The following is a 15,278-nucleotide window of genomic DNA, read 5'->3' as shown; positions in this document are numbered from 1 at the left end:
CGGGCACGGTACGCGGGCCCGGCGGTGGGAACCTGGGCGCATGGGACTGGGCGGCGCACCGGGCGAGTGGGACGACTACGAGTGGTTCCGGCTCGAGGACGTGCCGGGTCCCGAGGTCGTGCGGGTGGGACCGGACCCCCTCACCGACGCCCTGCGGGTCCTGGTGCGCGACTACCCCGTGTGGGCCGGGCAGGGCGCCACCCGCGTCCTGCTCGTGGACCTGGACAACCTGCGCGCCGCCCGCGGGCGGCTGCGCGCCCGCCTGGCCGTCGTCGTGGAGCTGGCCCGCCAGGCCGACCGCGTGACCCTGGCCGGGCAGGTCGGGGCGGTGGAGCGGGCCCGGCCGTGGCTGGAGGAGTTCGCCGACCGGGCGATGGTCGTCGCCGACGGCGCCGACGTGGCCGACTACGCGCTGCTGGCCGCGGCGCAGGCGGTCCCCGATCCCGTCGAGGTCCTCGTCGTCAGCAACGACGGGATCTTCGCCGACCTCGCCGAGCGCGGTGACCTCACGGTGCTCTCCCCCGGGGTGGACGCCCTCAGCGACCGCCTGCACGGCGCGGCGAGCCTGCTGGTGGACCTGGCCGCGCTGGAGGCCGAGGCCGCGGCGGGCCTGCTCAGTCCAGCAGCCGGCGGACCACCGCGTCGGCCAGCAGGCGCCCCCGCCGGGTGAGGGCCACCCGGCCCTGCGGGGCGGGTTCCAGGAGGCCGTCCAGCAGCAGCTGCGCCGTCTGCGGCCGCACGCCCCACCAGGCCGGGTCGAACCCCTCGGCCAGGCGCGAGCGCAGCAGCACGTCCTCCACGCGGCGGTCGTCGGCGCCGAGCACCTCCCGGGCGTGCGCGGGCGACTCGCCGCGCCCGAGGCGGCCGGCGTAGGCGGTGGGGTGCTTGACGTTCCACCACCGCACCCCGCCGACGTGGCTGTGCGCGCCCGGCCCGATCCCCCACCAGTCCCCCCCGCGCCAGTAAGCGAGGTTGTGCTCGCAGGCGTTCCCGGGTTCCCGGGCCCAGTTGCTCACCTCGTACCAGGAGAACCCGGCGGCGGTCAGGGTGTCGTCGACGATCTCGTACTTGTCGGCCTCGTCGTCGTCGGAGGGTTCGGGCACCTCGCCCCGGCGCATCTGCCCGGCGAGCTTCGTGCCCTGCTCGACGATGAGGGCGTAGGCCGAGACGTGGTCCGGCTCGCAGGCCAGCGCCGCGTCCAGGCTGGCGCGCAGGTCGTCGTGGGACTCCCCCGGCGTGCCGTAGATGAGGTCGAGGCTGACCTCCAGCCCCGCCTCCCGGGCCCAGCGGACCGCCGAGGGGACGCGGGCGGGGTCGTGGGTGCGCTCGAGCACGGCGAGGACGTGCGGGACGGCGGACTGCATCCCGAAGGACACCCGGGTGAAGCCCGCCTCGGCGAGCTGCGCGAGGCCCTCGGGGGTGACGGAGTCGGGGTTGGCCTCCGTGGTGACCTCCGCGCCGGGGGCGATCCCCAGGTCCTCGCGCACCGCGCGCAGCATCGAGGCGAGGTCGGCGGCGGGCAGCAGCGTCGGGGTGCCGCCGCCGAAGAAGACGGTCTGCGCGGGGCGGGCGGCGTCGCCGAGGACCTCCGCCGCCAGCGTCACCTCCCGGGCCGCGGTCTGCGCGTAGGCGGCCTGCGACCCGCCGCCGCCGAGCTCGGTCGCGGTGTAGGTGTTGAAGTCGCAGTACCCGCAGCGCACCGCGCAGAACGGGACGTGCAGGTAGACCCCGAAGCTGCGCTGCGCGGCTCCGGCCAGGGCGGTGGGGGGCAGCGAGCCGTCGAGGGGGACGGGTTCGCCGTCGGGCAGGGTGGACGGCACCCCTCCAGTGTCCCCCGGCCCCGGCCGTGCCCGTGCCCGCCGCCGGGCCCCCCGGTTGCGGGGGCCGCCGCCGGGCCCAACCCTGTCGGGATGACGAGCGGGAGCCCTCGGGACCAGGTCGAGCGGGGCGCGCGACGGGGCGAGGCCTTCGCCCACGCCCACGAGGCGGGGGTGAAGCGGGTCGGGCGCGCCGGGGTGGCCGCGGAGGGGGTGGTGTACCTCCTCATCGCCTGGCTGGCCGCGCAGGTGGCGCTGGGCTCCGGCGGCGGGTCCGCGGACTCCAGCGGGGCCCTGGCGCAGGTGGCGGCGAAGCCCTTCGGCGTCGTGCTGCTCGTCGTCCTCGCCCTCGGGTTCCTCGCCATGCTGGCCTGGCAGGTCGTCGCGGTGATCACCGCGGACAAGACCTCCCACCGGGTGAGCGCGGTGGCCAAGGCCGTCGTCGCCGCCGCGCTGGCCGTCTCCTGCCTGCGCTTCGTCAGCGGTGGGGGTTCCTCCAACGGCCAGCAGCAGCAGACGCTCACCCAGCGGGTCCTGGAGGCCCCCGGCGGGGCCGTCCTCGTCGTCGTGGTCGGCCTGGTGATCGTCGGGATCGGCGTCGGGACCGTCGTGCGCGGGTTCAAGCGCAGCTTCGAGGACAAGGTCGAGGGGACCCTCTCCCCCGCCCTGACCGGGCTCGGGGTGGCCGGGTGGGTGGCGCGCGGGGTGGCGTTCGCCGTCCTCGGCGCGCTGGTCGTGGTGTCGGCCACCGGCGACACCGGGAAGTCCCGCGGGCTGGACGCGGCCTTCCGCGAGATCGCCGCGCAGCCCTTCGGCACCGTCCTGCTCCTGCTCGTGGCGCTGGGGCTGGCCGCCTACGGCGTGTTCCAGCTCCTCACCGCCCGCCGCCGCGCACGCGCCTGAGGACCCGCGCCCCCGGGACCGCGGGCGGGGGACCGCCGCGCGGACCGCGGGACCGGGCGGGCGCTAGCGTTCCCCCGTGCCGCTGACCGACCTGCCCCTCGAGGAGCTGCGCGCCTACCGCGGCGACGTGGCCGAGCCCGCCGACTTCGACGCCTTCTGGGCCGACAGCCTGGCCCTGGCCCGCGAGCACGACCTGGCGGTGACGCTGTCCCCGCACACCGGTCCCGCACTGCCGGCCCTGCGGGTGGAGGACGTGCGGTTCGCGGGCTGGGCCGGCGACCCGATCGCGGCCTGGCTGATCCGCCCCGCGCACCTGCCCGGCCCGCTGCCGGTCGTCGTGGAGTTCATCGGCTACTCCGGGGGCCGCGGCCTCCCCGTGGACCGCACGACGTGGGCCGCGGCGGGTTTCGCCCACCTCGTCGTCGACACTCGCGGCATGGGCCAGGACACCCCCGACCCCGACCCCACCGCCCCGGGCGGGCAGTGGGTCGGCGGGTTCATGACCAAGGGCGTCGGCGACCCCTCGACGTACTTCTACCGGCGCGCCTACGTCGACTGCGCCCGCGCCGTCGAGGTCGCCCACGCCCTGCCCGCCCTCGGCGTCGACGTCGACCCGGCCCGGGTGGTGGTCCGCGGCGGCAGCCAGGGCGGCGCCTTCACCCTCGCCGCGGCGGGGCTGTCCGGGGACCGGGTCGCGGCCGCCCTGGTCGACGTCCCGTTCCTCTGCCACCTGCGCCGCGCGGTGGACACCGCCTCCGAGGGGCCCTACCCCGAGGTCGTCACCTACCTGCGCCGGCACTCCCCCGAGGCCGTGGAGCAGACGTTCCGCACGCTGTCCTACGTCGACGGGGCGAACTTCGCGCGCCGCGCCGCGGCCCCGGCGCTGTTCAGCGTCGCGCTCATGGACCCCGTCTGCCCGCCCTCGACGGTGTTCGCCGCGTACAACCGCTACGGCGAGCGCGCCGGGTCACCCCGCAAGGACATCGACGTGTGGGAGTTCGGCGACCACGGCGGCGGGCTCGGGTTCCAGGTGCAGCGGCAGCTGCGGTTCCTCGACGGGCTCGGGCTGCGGTGACGGCGTTCCCCGACGAACCCGACCCCTGGTCGCTGTCGCTGGTGGCCCGCGTCGAGCGCGACCCGGCCCCCGCCCACACCGACGTCCTGGTCGCCGCGGCGCGCGCGGTCGTCCTGCTGCTCGACGACCCGCGCACCACCGACCCCGACGGTGAGCTGCACGAGGCGGTGCGGGCGTGGCGGGACCGCCGGATCCGCAAGATCTGCCGCCGCGCGCGCGGGACGCGGTGGGAACGCACCGCGGCGCTCCCGCACGTGGAGGCGGCCAGCGGGGACGCGGTCGTCCGGGTCTTCGCCCCGCACCCGCGCGACGAGGTCCCCGCCCTGCTCGCGCCCCTGCAGGTCGGCGGTCTCGACCTCACCGACCCCGAGGACCTCCCGGTGCCCGGGCCGGAGGGGCGGCTGACGGTCCGCCTCACCCCCGGGGTGGGGATGACGACGGGGAAGGCCGCCGCGCAGGTCGGGCACGCCGCCCAGCTCGCGTTCGAGCGGCTCCCCGTCGGGCTCGTCGCCCCGTGGCGGGCCGCGGGCTTCCCCGTGCGGGTCGTCACCGGCGCCCCGGTGCTGCCGGCGGGCGAACGGGTCGACGTGCGCGACGGCGGGTTCACCGAGGTGGCCCCGGGGACGGTCACCGCCAGCGCGGGTTTCGAAGGGACGGACGGACGTGCCTGAACGGGGTGCGGCGCTGCGGCGCCTGGGTTTCCTGACCATCGGGTCGTTCGACCCCGCCGACCCCGGGCCGGGGCACGAGTCGACCCTCGCCGTCGTCGAGCTGGGCGAGCGGCTCGGCTTCGACAGCGCCTGGCTGCGCCACCGCCACCTGCAACCGGGCATCTCCTCCCCCGTCGCCGTCCTCGCGGCGCTGTCGCAGCGGACCCGGCGCATCCACCTCGGCACCGCGGTCACCCCGCTGGGCTGGGAGAACCCGCTGCGCCTGGCCGAGGACCTCGCCACCGTCGACGTCCTGGCCCACGGCCGCCTCGAACCCGGCGTCAGCGTCAGCCCGCCGATGCAGTACGAGCGGGTCAAGGCCGCCCTCTACCCCGACACCGCCGACCTGGAGGACTTCGGCTACGAGCGCGTCCTGCGGCTGCAGCGGTTCCTGCGCGGGGAACCCGCCAGCGACTTCGCCGGGACCGAGGGCGTCGAGGTGTTCTCGAACCGCGTCGAACCGCACTCCCCGGGCCTGGCCGACCGGCTCTGGTACGGCGGGGCGAGCCTGCGCTCGGCGCGGTGGACCGGTGAGCACGGGCTGAACCTGCTGGCCTCCAGCGTCGTGCGCTCCGAGGACGGGTCCACCGACTTCGCCGCGATCCAGGCCGGGCACCTCGAGGCGTTCCGCGCCGCGAACCCCACCGGGCGCACCTCGCAGGGCCTCGTGGTGATCCCCACCGACTCCGCGACCCCGGCCCAGCGGGAGAAGTACCGCGCCTACGTCGACGCCCGCACCCCCCGCACCCGCGAACCCCAGGGACCGGGGCGGCTGCTGTTCGCCCCCGACCTCCTCGGCTCCAGCGAGGAGATCGCCGCGCAGCTGTGGGCGCACGCGGGTTTCCGCCTCGTCGAGGAGGTCGCGTTCGCGCTGCCGTTCGGCTTCGAGCACGAGGACTACGTGCAGATCCTCACCGACACCGCCACCCGGCTCGGGCCGCTGCTGGGGTGGGAACCGGCGGAGTGAACCGGTGACCGTCCCCCCCGTGGACCCCAGGATCCTCGACCTCGCCCGCGACAGCGGCCCCGACGCCCCATCGCACCCGATCGAGTTCCGCGAGGACGGGATCCTCGTCCCGGGCTGGGAGGTCCAGGAGTGGATCACCAGCGCGGAGGACGGCTTCACCGTCACCCGGATCTCGCGCGGCCGGCCCGTCGTGGAACTGCGCACCGACCACCCCGGCGCCCTCGACCGCTTCCTCCTGGACCTCTACGGCGGGCTGTGGCGCTCGGCGCACGACCTGCCGACCCTGCTGCACTCGTCCGTGCCCGAACCGTCGGCGCCCTTCGTCCTCGACGGGCCCGCGCACCGGCTCGCCCTGCGCTGGAGCGAGGACGGCCGCGAGTTCACCGCGACCAGGCTCCGCCGGGGGCAGGCGGAGCTCCTCGCGCTGATGCTCACGCACTCCCTGGACGACCTCCTCGCCGCCTACCGCGACCCGCGCAGCGGGCCGGCCCTGCACCTGCCGCGCGACACCGGGCCGGGCCCGCGGCGGCGGTGACCGGACGAGGGACCTACCCGCGCTGAGGGGGACCCGGGGTCGCCGCCCGGGCGCAGACCGCGGCCAGCGCCGCCACCGCCGCCAGCACGAGGAACCCGGCGCCGAGCGAGGTCGCCGCCGCGACGGCCCCCAGCACGACGGGGCTGACGGTGGACCCCAGCCCCTTGGCCACCGAGTCCGCCGCGGTGACGCTGCCCCGCAGGCCGGGGTGCCACCCGACGAGCACCGCGGGGCTCAGCGGCATGAGGGTGCCCAGCACCGCGCCCAGCACCACCAGGGTCGTCAGCAGGGCCACGACGCCCCACCCGCCGCCGGCCCCCACGACCAGGGCGAGCACGGCGCAGGAGACCGGCAGCGCGGGGTAGGCGCGGGAGAACACGCGGGCCGCGCTGCGGCGCCCGAGCAGGACCTGGTTCGCGCTGGAGCCCAGGAAGACCCCCGCCGGGATCATCACCGCGAGCAGGACCCGTTGCCACAGCGGCGGGTGCAGCTGCTCGCTGAGCAGGCTGACGGCGTAGTGGGCGGCCTGGATCGCCCACCCCACCCCGGCGGCGGCCACCAGCAGCAGGGCGGTCCGCGGGACCCGCAGCGCGGCCCCGACCTCGCGCAGCACCGCGCTCACCCGGGCGCCGGGCCCCGCCCCGGCGACCCCGGGGAGCGCGGCGGGCAGCCGCCGGGAGATCGCCGGGGTCAGGGCGAGGACCACCAGCCCGTACCCGACCACGGTCCACGACCACACCTGCGGCGCCCCGAGACCGGCCGCGGTGGCCCCCACCCCCAGACCGGCCACCGCCCCGAGGCTGGTGAACGTCTGCAGCCGGGAGAAACCCCGTTCGCGCGCCGTGCCGTCACCGCGGTTGGCGTCGGCGACGACGACGGAAGCGCAGAGCATGAGCGCGCTGTTGGTGAGACCCGAGAGGACGCGCGAGACGAGGATCCCGGCGAAACCCGGCTCCAGCAGCAGCGACGCGGAGAGCACGACGTTCGCGGCGACCGCCACCGGGAGCACCCGGCGCGGGGAGACGAGGTCGAACAGCGGCCCGAGGACGAGGGTCGCGACCGCGGCGGCCGCGGCGTAGATCCCGACGGTCAGCCCGACCTGACCCACGCTCAGCCCGAGCCGGTCCCCGAGGACGACGGCCACCGGGGTGAAACCCAGCTGCGACAGCGGGGACAGCGCGGCCAGGAACCCCGGCAGGACCCCCAGCCGTGGTCGACCGGTCGGGACCGCGAGGGGTGTCGGCACTTCCCGACCCTACGGTCGGGCGGGGGGACCGGCCAGCGGCGGCCCGGGGGGCCACCGCCGGCACCGGCTCACTTCTTCGCGTTCTTGTCCTTCGCCTTGTCGCCCGCGGCGTCGGAGGAGAGCGCGGCGATGAAGGCCTCCTGGGGCACCTCGACCCGCCCGACCATCTTCATGCGCTTCTTCCCCTCCTTCTGCTTCTCCAGCAGCTTCCGCTTGCGGGTGATGTCACCGCCGTAGCACTTGGCCAGGACGTCCTTGCGGATGGCGCGGACGTTCTCGCGGGCGATGACCCGGGCCCCGATGGCGGCCTGGATGGGCACCTCGAACTGCTGGCGCGGGATGAGGTCCTTCAGCTTGCCGGCCATCATCACGCCGTAGCCGTAGGCCTTCTCGCGGTGCACGATCTGGCTGAACGCGTCGACCTGCTCGCCCTGCAGCAGCACGTCGACCTTCACCAGGTCCGCGGCCTGGTCGCCGTCCACGTCGTAGTCCAGCGAGGCGTAACCGCGGGTGCGCGACTTCAGCTGGTCGAAGAAGTCGAAGACGATCTCGGCCAGCGGCAGGCGGTAGCGCATCTCGACGCGGTCCTCGGAGAGGTAGTCCATGCCCTGCAGCTCGCCGCGGCGCTGCTGGCACAGCTCCATGACGGCGCCGATGAACTCCGACGGCGCGAGCACGGTGGCGCGCACGACGGGTTCGCGGACCTCGGCGATCTTGCCCTCGGGGAACTCCGACGGGTTCGTCACCTCCACGACCCGCTTGTCCTCCAGCGTCACCTCGTAGGGCACGCTCGGGGCCGTCGAGATGAGGTCGAGGTTGAACTCCCGCTCCAGGCGCTCGCGCACGATCTCCAGGTGCAGCAGGCCGAGGAAGCCGATGCGGAAGCCGAAGCCCAGCGCGACGGAGGTCTCGGGCTCGTAGGACAGCGCCGCGTCGTTCAGCTTGAGCTTGTCGAGGGCGTCGCGCAGCAGCGGGTAGTCCGACCCGTCGATGGGGTACAGCCCCGAGAACACCATGGGCTTGGGGTCGCGGTACCCGCCGAGGGCCTTCGTGGAGGGCTTCGCCGCGTTGGTGACGGTGTCGCCGACCTTGGACTGGCGGACGTCCTTCACCCCGGTGATGAGGTAGCCGACCTCGCCGACGCCGAGGCCCTTCGAGGGCACCGGCTCCGGGGAGCTGACGCCGATCTCCAGCAGCTCGTGCGTCGCGCGCGTCGACATCATAACGATCTTCTCGCGCGGGCTGAGGTTGCCGTCGATGACGCGGACGTAGGTCACGACCCCGCGGTAGGTGTCGTAGACGGAGTCGAAGATCATCGCCCGGGCGGGGGCGTCGGCGTCGCCGACGGGCGCGGGGATCTGCCGGACGATCTGGTCCAGCAGCGGCTCCACGCCGACCCCGGTCTTGCCCGAGACCCGCAGGCAGTCGTCGGGTTCGCAGCCGATGAGCTTGGCCAGCTCCTCGGCGAACTTCTCCGGCTGGGCCGCGGGCAGGTCGATCTTGTTGAGGACCGGGATGATCGTGAGGTCGTTCTCCATGGCGAGGTAGAGGTTCGCCAGGGTCTGGGCCTCGATGCCCTGCGCCGCGTCGACCAGCAGCACCGCGCCCTCGCAGGCGGCCAGCGACCGCGACACCTCGTAGGTGAAGTCGACGTGGCCGGGGGTGTCGATCATGTTCAGCGCGTAGTCGGTGCCGTCGTAGCCCCAGGGCATCCGGACGGCCTGCGACTTGATCGTGATGCCGCGCTCGCGCTCGATGTCCATCCGGTCCAGGTACTGCGCGCGCATGGCCCGGGCGTCGACGACGCCGGTCAGCTGCAGCATCCGGTCGGCCAGCGTCGACTTGCCGTGGTCGATGTGGGCGATGATGCAGAAGTTGCGCAGCAGCTCCGGCGCCGTCGCGGCGGGTGCCGGTGCGTCGGTGGCCATCGGGGACACGGGCGGGGAGCACCTCTCGTCGGGAGCGTTCGAACGGGTACCCATCGTCGCACGTCCGGTCCCCGGGCCGTCCGCCCGCGCGGAACCGCCCGGCGCGCGGCGGCGTCCCACCCCCACGGTCACGGCGACCGAACCCGCTGGAGGTGCCCGGTGCCCGCGCTGACCCCCCTCTCCCCCACCCGCGCCCCGGCCCGGCGCCGGACCGCCCTGGCCGTCCCGGCGCTCCTCGCGGCCCTGCTGCTCGGCGCCACGGCCTGCAGCGGGTACGGCTCCGACTCCGGCGGGGGGTCCTCCGCCGCGGACAGCGCCCCCGCCGCCGGCGGGGGCTCCGGCGAGAGCTCGGGCGCGGACTCGGGCGCGGCGGTGGCGGCGCTGGACAGCGCCGGCACGGCGGCCGCCGCTCCGGCCGCCGATCCGGCCGCGCTGGTGGGCGGGGCGGCGCGCGCCGTCGTCTCCACCGCCACCCTGGGGGTGGAGGTCGCGGACCCGGCGGCGGCGCAGGCCGCGGTGGAGGACCTCGTCACCACCGCCGGCGGGGTGGTCGCGGCCAGCCGCGCGGGCGGTTCCGGGGAACCGGACGGCGAGCACGCCCGGCTGACCCTGCGGGTGCCCTCCGCCGCCTTCGACGGCGTCCTGGACGGCATCGCCGCCCTGGGCCGGCAGACCGAGCGGTCCACGTCGGCCACCGACGTCACCGCCGAGGTCGCCGACGTGGACAGCCGGGTCGCCTCCGCCCGGGCCGTCCTGGCGACCTTCCGCGACCAGCTGCCGCAGGCCCGCACCATCGCCGACGTCCTGGCCGTGGAGGGCGAGATCGCCCGCCGGCAGGCCGACCTGGAGGCGCTGCAGGCCCGTCAGCGGGTGCTGGCCGACCAGGTGGCGCTGGCCACGGTCGAGGTGACGCTGACCCGGGAGGCGGCGACGGCGGTCGTCGCGGCCGGCGAGCCGGGGTTCACCGGCGGGCTCGTGGCCGGCTGGCGCGCCCTGGGGGAGTCGCTGCGCGTCGTCTCCGTGGTGGTGGGGGCGCTGATCCCCTTCGCCGTCCCGCTGGCGCTGGTGGCCGTCCCGCTGCTGCTGCTGCGCCGTCGGCGCACCCGCGGGACGGCCTCCCCCGCGCCCGCGCCCGCGGAGTGAGGCGGGCGCGGACCGCGAGGACGCCCGCCGAGGCCTCCGCGGGGGCCGGTCAGACGTCCACGTCGCCGCCGTCGAAGCCGCCGTCGTCGAAGCCGCCCCCGCCGAAGCCGCCGTCGTCGAAGCTGGGCTCGTAGCCGCCCTGGTCGAAGCCCTGGCCGAGGCCCTCGTCGTAGCCGCCCCCGTCGTACCCGACGTCGGTGGTGTCCACCCCCTGGTCCCCGCCCTGGTCGCCGTCCTGCTGCTCGCCGTCCTGGTAGCCCTCGTCGTAGCCCTGCTGCTCGCCGGCCTCGTAGGCCTGGTCGTCGCCCCAGTGCTCGTTGCCGAAGTCGTCGGGGATCAGCGCGTCGGCGATGGCGGTGCCGACGAAGGCGCCGGCGACACCGGCCAGCAGGCTGCCGCCCAGACCCATCCCCATCCCGCCGCCGCCGAACCCGCCGCCGAACCCGCCGCCCCGGCCGTAGCCGCCCCCGCCGAACCCGCCGCCGTAGCCACCGCCGCCGTACCCGCCGCCGGGACCGTTGAAGATCTGCACCAGGGTGCCGGGCTGGCGGACCTCGGCGCGGGTGGCGGCGCGCGCCAGCGAGCGCGGGTCGTCGCCGTGCTGCTCCGAGGCCGGCACGACCGCGGACAGCTGCTCCAGGACCTGCCGGCGCTGCTGCGGCGTCAGCCGCTCGAAGGCCTCGGCGTGGGCCTGCTCCACCTGGTCCGGCGGCGCGGTCCGCAGCATGTAGCGGTAGCGGGCGATGGCCGCGGCGTCGGCGTCCCCGCCCCCCGCGGCGCTGCGCGGCGCGGCGGCGGGCGGCGGCGCGCTGCGGGCGTACGGCGGTGGCGACGTGCGGGACTCCCCGCGTCCGAACAACCGGCTCAGCAGACCCATGGTTCCTCCTCGTGGTTCCCGGGAGCACGAGACCACGCCGCGGCCCGCGTCGCACGCCGGGCCCGTCGTCGCGGCGTCGAGGGAGGGGCCCGGTCGCTGCTAGTCTTGACGGTGCCTTCGCCTCAGTGCGGAGGTCACGGTCTCCCGCCGTCCCTCCCGGTGTCCCCACGCCGGAAGTCCCCGGTGGAGCGACCGCCCTCTGACACCGATCAGCGATCGACAGGAAGACGGAAACACGTGGCGAACATCAAGTCGCAGAAGAAGCGCATCCTCACCAACGAGAAGGCGCGCCTGCGCAACAAGGCCGTCAAGTCGGAGCTGCGCACCGTCGTGCGCGGTTTCCGTGAGGCGCTCGCCGCCGGCGACGCCGAGAAGGCGCAGGCCGCTCTGGCCCTGGCGAGCAAGAAGCTCGACAAGGCCGTGAGCAAGGGCGTCATCCACAAGAACCAGGCCGCCAACCGCAAGTCGGCCATCGCCAAGGCCGCGGCCAAGGTCTGATCCCCGGATCCCTCACGGAGGGCCGGTCCCCGCTCGGGGGCCGGCCCTCCGTGCGTCCGGGGGCCGGGAGGCGCGTCAGGGGGTGCTGCGGGCCTCCCCGACGATGCGCACCGCCCTCTCCAGCGCGTGCTGGGGGTCGGCTCCCCCGCCCTTGACGGCGTGGTCGGCGGCGGCGACGGCGAGGATCGCCTCCCCCAGCCCCTCCGGGGAGAGGTGCAGCAGGTCCCGGCGGGCCCGGTCGATCAGCCAGGGGGCCATGCCCAGGTCGCGCGCCACGTCCGCGGAGCGTCCTCGCCCCGCCGCGGCGACCCGCGCGAGCTGGCGCAGCCGGGCCGCGAGCGCCGCGACCACCAGCACCGGCGGCACGCCCGTCGCCGCCGCGTGCCGCACGAGCACCAGGGCCTGCCCGGTCCGGCCCTCCACGGCCGCGTCGGCCACCTCGAAGCCCGTGGCCTCCCGCCGGCCCCCGTGGTAGCGGTGCACGGCGTCCTCGGTGATGGTGCCGTCGGTGTCGGTGAGCAGCTGGTCCACCGCGGCCACCAGCTCCCCCAGGTCGCTGCCCAGGGCCGCGACGAGGGCCCGGGCGGCGTCGAGGTCGATGCGGCGGCGGGCGCGGCGGACGTCGGCGAGGACGAGGTCGACCTTCTCCTGGTCCCGCTTCAGCGGCTGGCAGGAGACCTCCGCGACCCCCGGGACGCCCCGGGCGACGTCGAGGACCTTCTTGGCCTTGTTGCCGCCGCGGTGGCGCAGGACGAGCACGACCGTCTCGGCGGGGGCGGTGAGGTAGTCCAGGACGTCCTCGACGAAGGCGTCGCTGGCGACGTCGACCCCGTCGACGAGGACGAGGGACCGCTCGTCGAACAGCGAGGGGGACGTCCACGTCGCCAGCTGCCCCTTCTGGTACCCGGCGGCGGAGACGTCGGTGCGCTCGAAGGTGGGGTCGAGCTCGCGCATGCGGGTGGTGAGGGCGCTGAGGGCGCGGTCGGCGAGGTGCTCCTCGGAGCCGGCGAGGAGCACCACCGGGGCGGGGGCGAGGTCGTGGGGGGAGGTCGTGAGCGCCGCGGCGGCCTTCTTGGCGGGGCTCTTGCCGGAGGTCTTGGCGGGCACGGCCCCACTGTGGCACGCGGCGCCGACGCGCCGGCCCTGCCACCCTGGGCGCGGGGTGACCGCGGCGGGCACCGCCGGAGGGGACGTCACGGTGGTCGACGGGGTGGTCGGGGTCCTGGGCGTGGGCCGGATGGGCCTGCCGGTGCTGCGGCGGTTCCTCGCCGCCGGTCACCGCGTCACCGCCTCCGACCCGGACCCGGAGCGGGCGGGGGCCGCGCGCGCCGCGGGGGCCGACGTCGGTGGGGCGCGGGAGGTCGCGCTCGGCGCCGACGTCCTCGTCACCGTCCTCCCCGGCGCCGCGGAGGTCCGCGACGCCGCGGAGGTGCTGGCCGCCCTGCGCCCGGGGTCGGTGTGGCTGGACCTCACCAGCGGGGACCCCCGCACGACCGACGACCTCGCCGCGCGCCTGCACCGCGCCGGGGTCGGTGCCGTCGGCGCGGCGATGGGCGGGGGCCCGGCCGGGGCCGCGGCGGGATCGCTGGACCTCTTCGTGGGCGGCGCCGACGCGGACGTGGAGCGGGTCCTGCCGCTGCTGGTGGAGCTCAGCCGCGGGGGCGGGTCGATCCGGCGCGCCGGTGGCTCCCCCGGGGCGGGTCAGCTGGTGAAGCTGCTGGCGAACCTGCTGTGGTTCGGGCAGTCGGTGGCCGTGACCGAGTCCCTGCTGCTGGCCCGCGACGCCGGGCTGGACGTGGGCGCCGTCCGGGACGCGTTGGGCCGGGTCCGCCGGCGACAGCGCGTTCCTGCAGCGCCACGTCGACTCCCTGCTGCGCGGGGACCACCTGCGCGACTTCGGCCTCGACCGCTGCGTGGAGGAGCTGGAGGTCCTCGACGGGCTGGCCGCCGAGCACGGCACCCCCTTCGGCCTGGCCCGGGAGGTGACGCGGCTGCACCGGGAGGCGCTGGCCCGGTTCGGGCCCGTCGACGGGGAGCTGCTGGCCGCCGCGCTGCTCGAGGAGCGCAGCGGGCGGCCGCTGTCGGAGGTCAGACCCCGGCCCGGTGGGTGAACTCCCCGCCGAGGACGGTGGCGAGGACCTCGGTGCGGCGCAGGGCGTCCGCTCCCCCGTCCGCGAACGCGCGCGCGGGGTCGACCGCGACGAGGGTCAGGTCGGCGACGTCGCCCACGTGCACGCCGCGCCGGCCCCCGCAGCCCGCCGCGAGCGCGACGTCGAGGGGCAGGTGCTGGTCGGGTCGCCAGGGTTCGCGCTCGTCGAGGCTGCGGTGCACCGCGCTGGCCAGGGCGTCCCACGGGTCCAGCGGCGCGACGGGGGCGTCGGAGCCCAGCCGCAGCTCCGCGCCGGCCGCCCGCAGCGCGGCGTAGGGGTAGGCCCGCTCGGCCCCGCGGGGCCAGTGCCGCGCCACGGCGTCGCGGTCGTCGACGGCGTGGCGCGGCTGGACGCTGGCGAGGACGCCGAGGCGGGCGAAGCGGGGCAGGTCCTCGGGGTGGACCTGCTGGGCGTGCTCCACGCTGCCGCGCGCGCCGGTGGCCTCGAAGCCGTCGAGGGCGACGCGGACGGCGTCGTCGCCGATGGCGTGGACGGCGGCGGTCAGCCCGTGGGAGGTGGCGCGGCGCAGTCCGGGTTCCAGCTCCGCGAGGGGGATCCGCAGCACGCCGTGGCCGCCGGAGGGGTACTCGTCGTGGCAGAACGCCGTCCGGGTGCCCAGCGACCCGTCGACGACGAACTTCACCGGGCCCACCCGCACCCGGTCCGGGGCGCCGGGGACGGCGTCGCCGGTGCGCAGCCCCGCCGCGACCGCCTCCTCCAGCCACTGCGGCCAGACGCCGGCGGCGATCCGCACGTCGGGGCGGGCCCGGTGGCTCCAGGTGCCGATCGGGGCGAACTCCAGGTCCACCACGCCGGTGACCCCGCGGGCGGCGGCGACCGTCGTCGCCTCCGCGACCCAGCGGTCCAGCGTGGCCTCCCCCACGTCGCCGGCGGCGGCGATGAGTTCCATCGCGGGTCCCTCCCGCAGCACCCCGGTGGGGTCGGCGACGCCGAAGCGGGCGGCGGCGGGGGAGTTCACCCAGACGGCGTGCAGGTCCGCGCTCACCACGACGACGGGCCGGTCGGGGAACCGCACGTCCAGCACGTCCCGGTGGGCGGGCCCGCTCCACAGCGCGTCCCGGTACCCGTGCCCCAGCACGAGGTCGGTGCCCGGCCCGGCGTGCCGGGCCAGCAGGTCCGCGGCCTCGGCGGCCGACGTCGCGGCCAGGACGTCGACGCGGCGGCGGGCCGCGGCCCACTGCGTGAGGTGGACGTGGGAGTCGACCAGCCCGGGCAGCAGGACCGCCCCACCGGCGTCGACGACCTCCACCGCCCCCAGCGGGTCCAGCCCGGTCGCGGCCGCGCGCAGGTCGTCGCCGACGGCGACGACGCGGCCCCCGGCGAGCAGGACGTCGCAGACCCGTCCCGCCCGCCGGACCCGGTGCAGCAGCAACGCCTCGGTGGGTCCGTCCACGGGCCGGCCTCCTGT

Annotated in this window: 15 protein-coding genes and 1 pseudogene; 10 read left to right on the top strand and 6 right to left on the bottom strand. The window is 76.5% G+C overall.

Annotated elements, in window-relative coordinates; genetic code table 11:
- Positions 1–40: 40 nt before the first annotated feature.
- Positions 41–670, top strand: a complete 630-nt coding sequence (locus KRAD_RS16920; RefSeq protein ID WP_012086866.1) for a hypothetical protein — start codon at positions 41–43, stop codon at positions 668–670.
- Here the strand turns inward: KRAD_RS16920 and hemW are convergent.
- Complete coding sequence (gene hemW / locus KRAD_RS16915) at positions 615–1,820, bottom strand: radical SAM family heme chaperone HemW (RefSeq protein ID WP_012086865.1); 1,206 nt, start codon at positions 1,818–1,820, stop codon at positions 615–617. The genes KRAD_RS16920 and hemW overlap by 56 nt on opposite strands.
- 90 nt (positions 1,821–1,910) lie before the next feature.
- Between hemW and KRAD_RS16910 the strand changes: the two genes are divergently transcribed.
- From KRAD_RS16910 to KRAD_RS16890, 5 genes are all read left to right on the top strand, one after another.
- Positions 1,911–2,720: a DUF1206 domain-containing protein gene (locus KRAD_RS16910; protein WP_012086864.1), complete on the top strand. Its 810-nt coding sequence runs from the start codon at positions 1,911–1,913 to the stop codon at positions 2,718–2,720.
- 76 nt (positions 2,721–2,796) lie between these two features.
- A complete protein-coding gene (locus KRAD_RS16905) occupies positions 2,797–3,795 on the top strand; it encodes an acetylxylan esterase (protein WP_012086863.1) in 999 nt (332 codons plus the stop codon).
- Positions 3,792–4,466, top strand: a complete 675-nt coding sequence (locus tag KRAD_RS16900; RefSeq protein ID WP_012086862.1) for an aminoacyl-tRNA hydrolase — start codon at positions 3,792–3,794, stop codon at positions 4,464–4,466. The genes KRAD_RS16905 and KRAD_RS16900 overlap by 4 nt, the downstream gene beginning before the upstream one ends.
- Positions 4,459–5,472, top strand: a complete 1,014-nt coding sequence (locus KRAD_RS16895) for an LLM class flavin-dependent oxidoreductase (RefSeq protein ID WP_012086861.1) — start codon at positions 4,459–4,461, stop codon at positions 5,470–5,472. The genes KRAD_RS16900 and KRAD_RS16895 overlap by 8 nt, the downstream gene beginning before the upstream one ends.
- A gap of 19 nt (positions 5,473–5,491) precedes the next feature.
- Positions 5,492–6,007, top strand: coding sequence for a hypothetical protein (locus KRAD_RS16890; RefSeq protein ID WP_012086860.1), 516 nt, complete (start codon positions 5,492–5,494; stop codon positions 6,005–6,007).
- Positions 6,008–6,020: 13 nt separating this feature from the next.
- Here KRAD_RS16890 and KRAD_RS16885 read toward each other — a convergent pair whose 3' ends face one another.
- A complete protein-coding gene (locus KRAD_RS16885) occupies positions 6,021–7,253 on the bottom strand; it encodes an MFS transporter (protein ID WP_012086859.1) in 1,233 nt (410 codons plus the stop codon).
- Positions 7,254–7,321: 68 nt separating this feature from the next.
- Positions 7,322–9,181 (bottom strand): translation elongation factor 4, encoded by a 1,860-nt coding sequence (lepA, locus tag KRAD_RS16880; protein ID WP_041293406.1) that lies wholly within the window; start codon positions 9,179–9,181, stop codon positions 7,322–7,324.
- Between the two features lie 159 nt (positions 9,182–9,340).
- Here lepA and KRAD_RS16875 point away from each other — a divergent pair, with 159 nt between their 5' ends.
- A complete protein-coding gene (locus KRAD_RS16875; protein WP_012086857.1) occupies positions 9,341–10,324 on the top strand; it encodes a DUF4349 domain-containing protein in 984 nt (327 codons plus the stop codon).
- 49 nt (positions 10,325–10,373) lie between these two features.
- On the opposite strand, the gene KRAD_RS16870 is transcribed toward KRAD_RS16875, so the two are convergent.
- Positions 10,374–11,201, bottom strand: coding sequence for a hypothetical protein (locus KRAD_RS16870; protein ID WP_012086856.1), 828 nt, complete (start codon positions 11,199–11,201; stop codon positions 10,374–10,376).
- Between the two features lie 237 nt (positions 11,202–11,438).
- Here KRAD_RS16870 and rpsT point away from each other — a divergent pair, with 237 nt between their 5' ends.
- A complete protein-coding gene (gene rpsT / locus KRAD_RS16865) occupies positions 11,439–11,699 on the top strand; it encodes a 30S ribosomal protein S20 (RefSeq protein WP_012086855.1) in 261 nt (86 codons plus the stop codon).
- A gap of 75 nt (positions 11,700–11,774) precedes the next feature.
- On the opposite strand, the gene holA is transcribed toward rpsT, so the two are convergent.
- Positions 11,775–12,806, bottom strand: coding sequence for a DNA polymerase III subunit delta (holA, locus tag KRAD_RS16860; RefSeq protein ID WP_012086854.1), 1,032 nt, complete (start codon positions 12,804–12,806; stop codon positions 11,775–11,777).
- On the opposite strand from holA, the pseudogene KRAD_RS27835 reads away from it, so the two are divergent.
- Together KRAD_RS27835 and KRAD_RS26615 are read left to right on the top strand one after the other, a co-directional pair.
- A pseudogene (locus KRAD_RS27835) lies at positions 12,751–13,341 on the top strand (NAD(P)-binding domain-containing protein); the annotation flags it as partial. The gene holA and the pseudogene KRAD_RS27835 sit on opposite strands and share 56 nt — an antisense overlap.
- Before the next feature lie 271 nt (positions 13,342–13,612).
- Entirely contained in the window at positions 13,613–13,810 is a 198-nt protein-coding gene (locus KRAD_RS26615) for a hypothetical protein (protein WP_012086853.1), read from the top strand.
- Here the strand turns inward: KRAD_RS26615 and KRAD_RS16845 are convergent.
- Complete coding sequence (locus KRAD_RS16845) at positions 13,788–15,263, bottom strand: amidohydrolase (protein ID WP_012086852.1); 1,476 nt, start codon at positions 15,261–15,263, stop codon at positions 13,788–13,790. The genes KRAD_RS26615 and KRAD_RS16845 overlap by 23 nt on opposite strands.
- Between the last annotated feature and the right edge of the window lie 15 nt (positions 15,264–15,278).

Source organism: Kineococcus radiotolerans SRS30216 = ATCC BAA-149, from assembly GCF_000017305.1.
GTDB lineage: Bacteria > Actinomycetota > Actinomycetes > Actinomycetales > Kineococcaceae > Kineococcus > Kineococcus radiotolerans.
This window is presented reverse-complemented; position numbering and strand designations above follow the sequence as displayed.

Coding starts and splice junctions, on each gene's coding strand:
- KRAD_RS16920 (WP_012086866.1), top strand. CDS start 41: ATGGGACTGGGCGGCGCACCGGGCGAGTGGGACGACTACGAGTGGTTC.
- KRAD_RS16910 (WP_012086864.1), top strand. CDS start 1,911: ATGACGAGCGGGAGCCCTCGGGACCAGGTCGAGCGGGGCGCGCGACGG.
- lepA (WP_041293406.1), bottom strand. CDS start 9,181: ATGGCCACCGACGCACCGGCACCCGCCGCGACGGCGCCGGAGCTGCTG.
- KRAD_RS16870 (WP_012086856.1), bottom strand. CDS start 11,201: ATGGGTCTGCTGAGCCGGTTGTTCGGACGCGGGGAGTCCCGCACGTCG.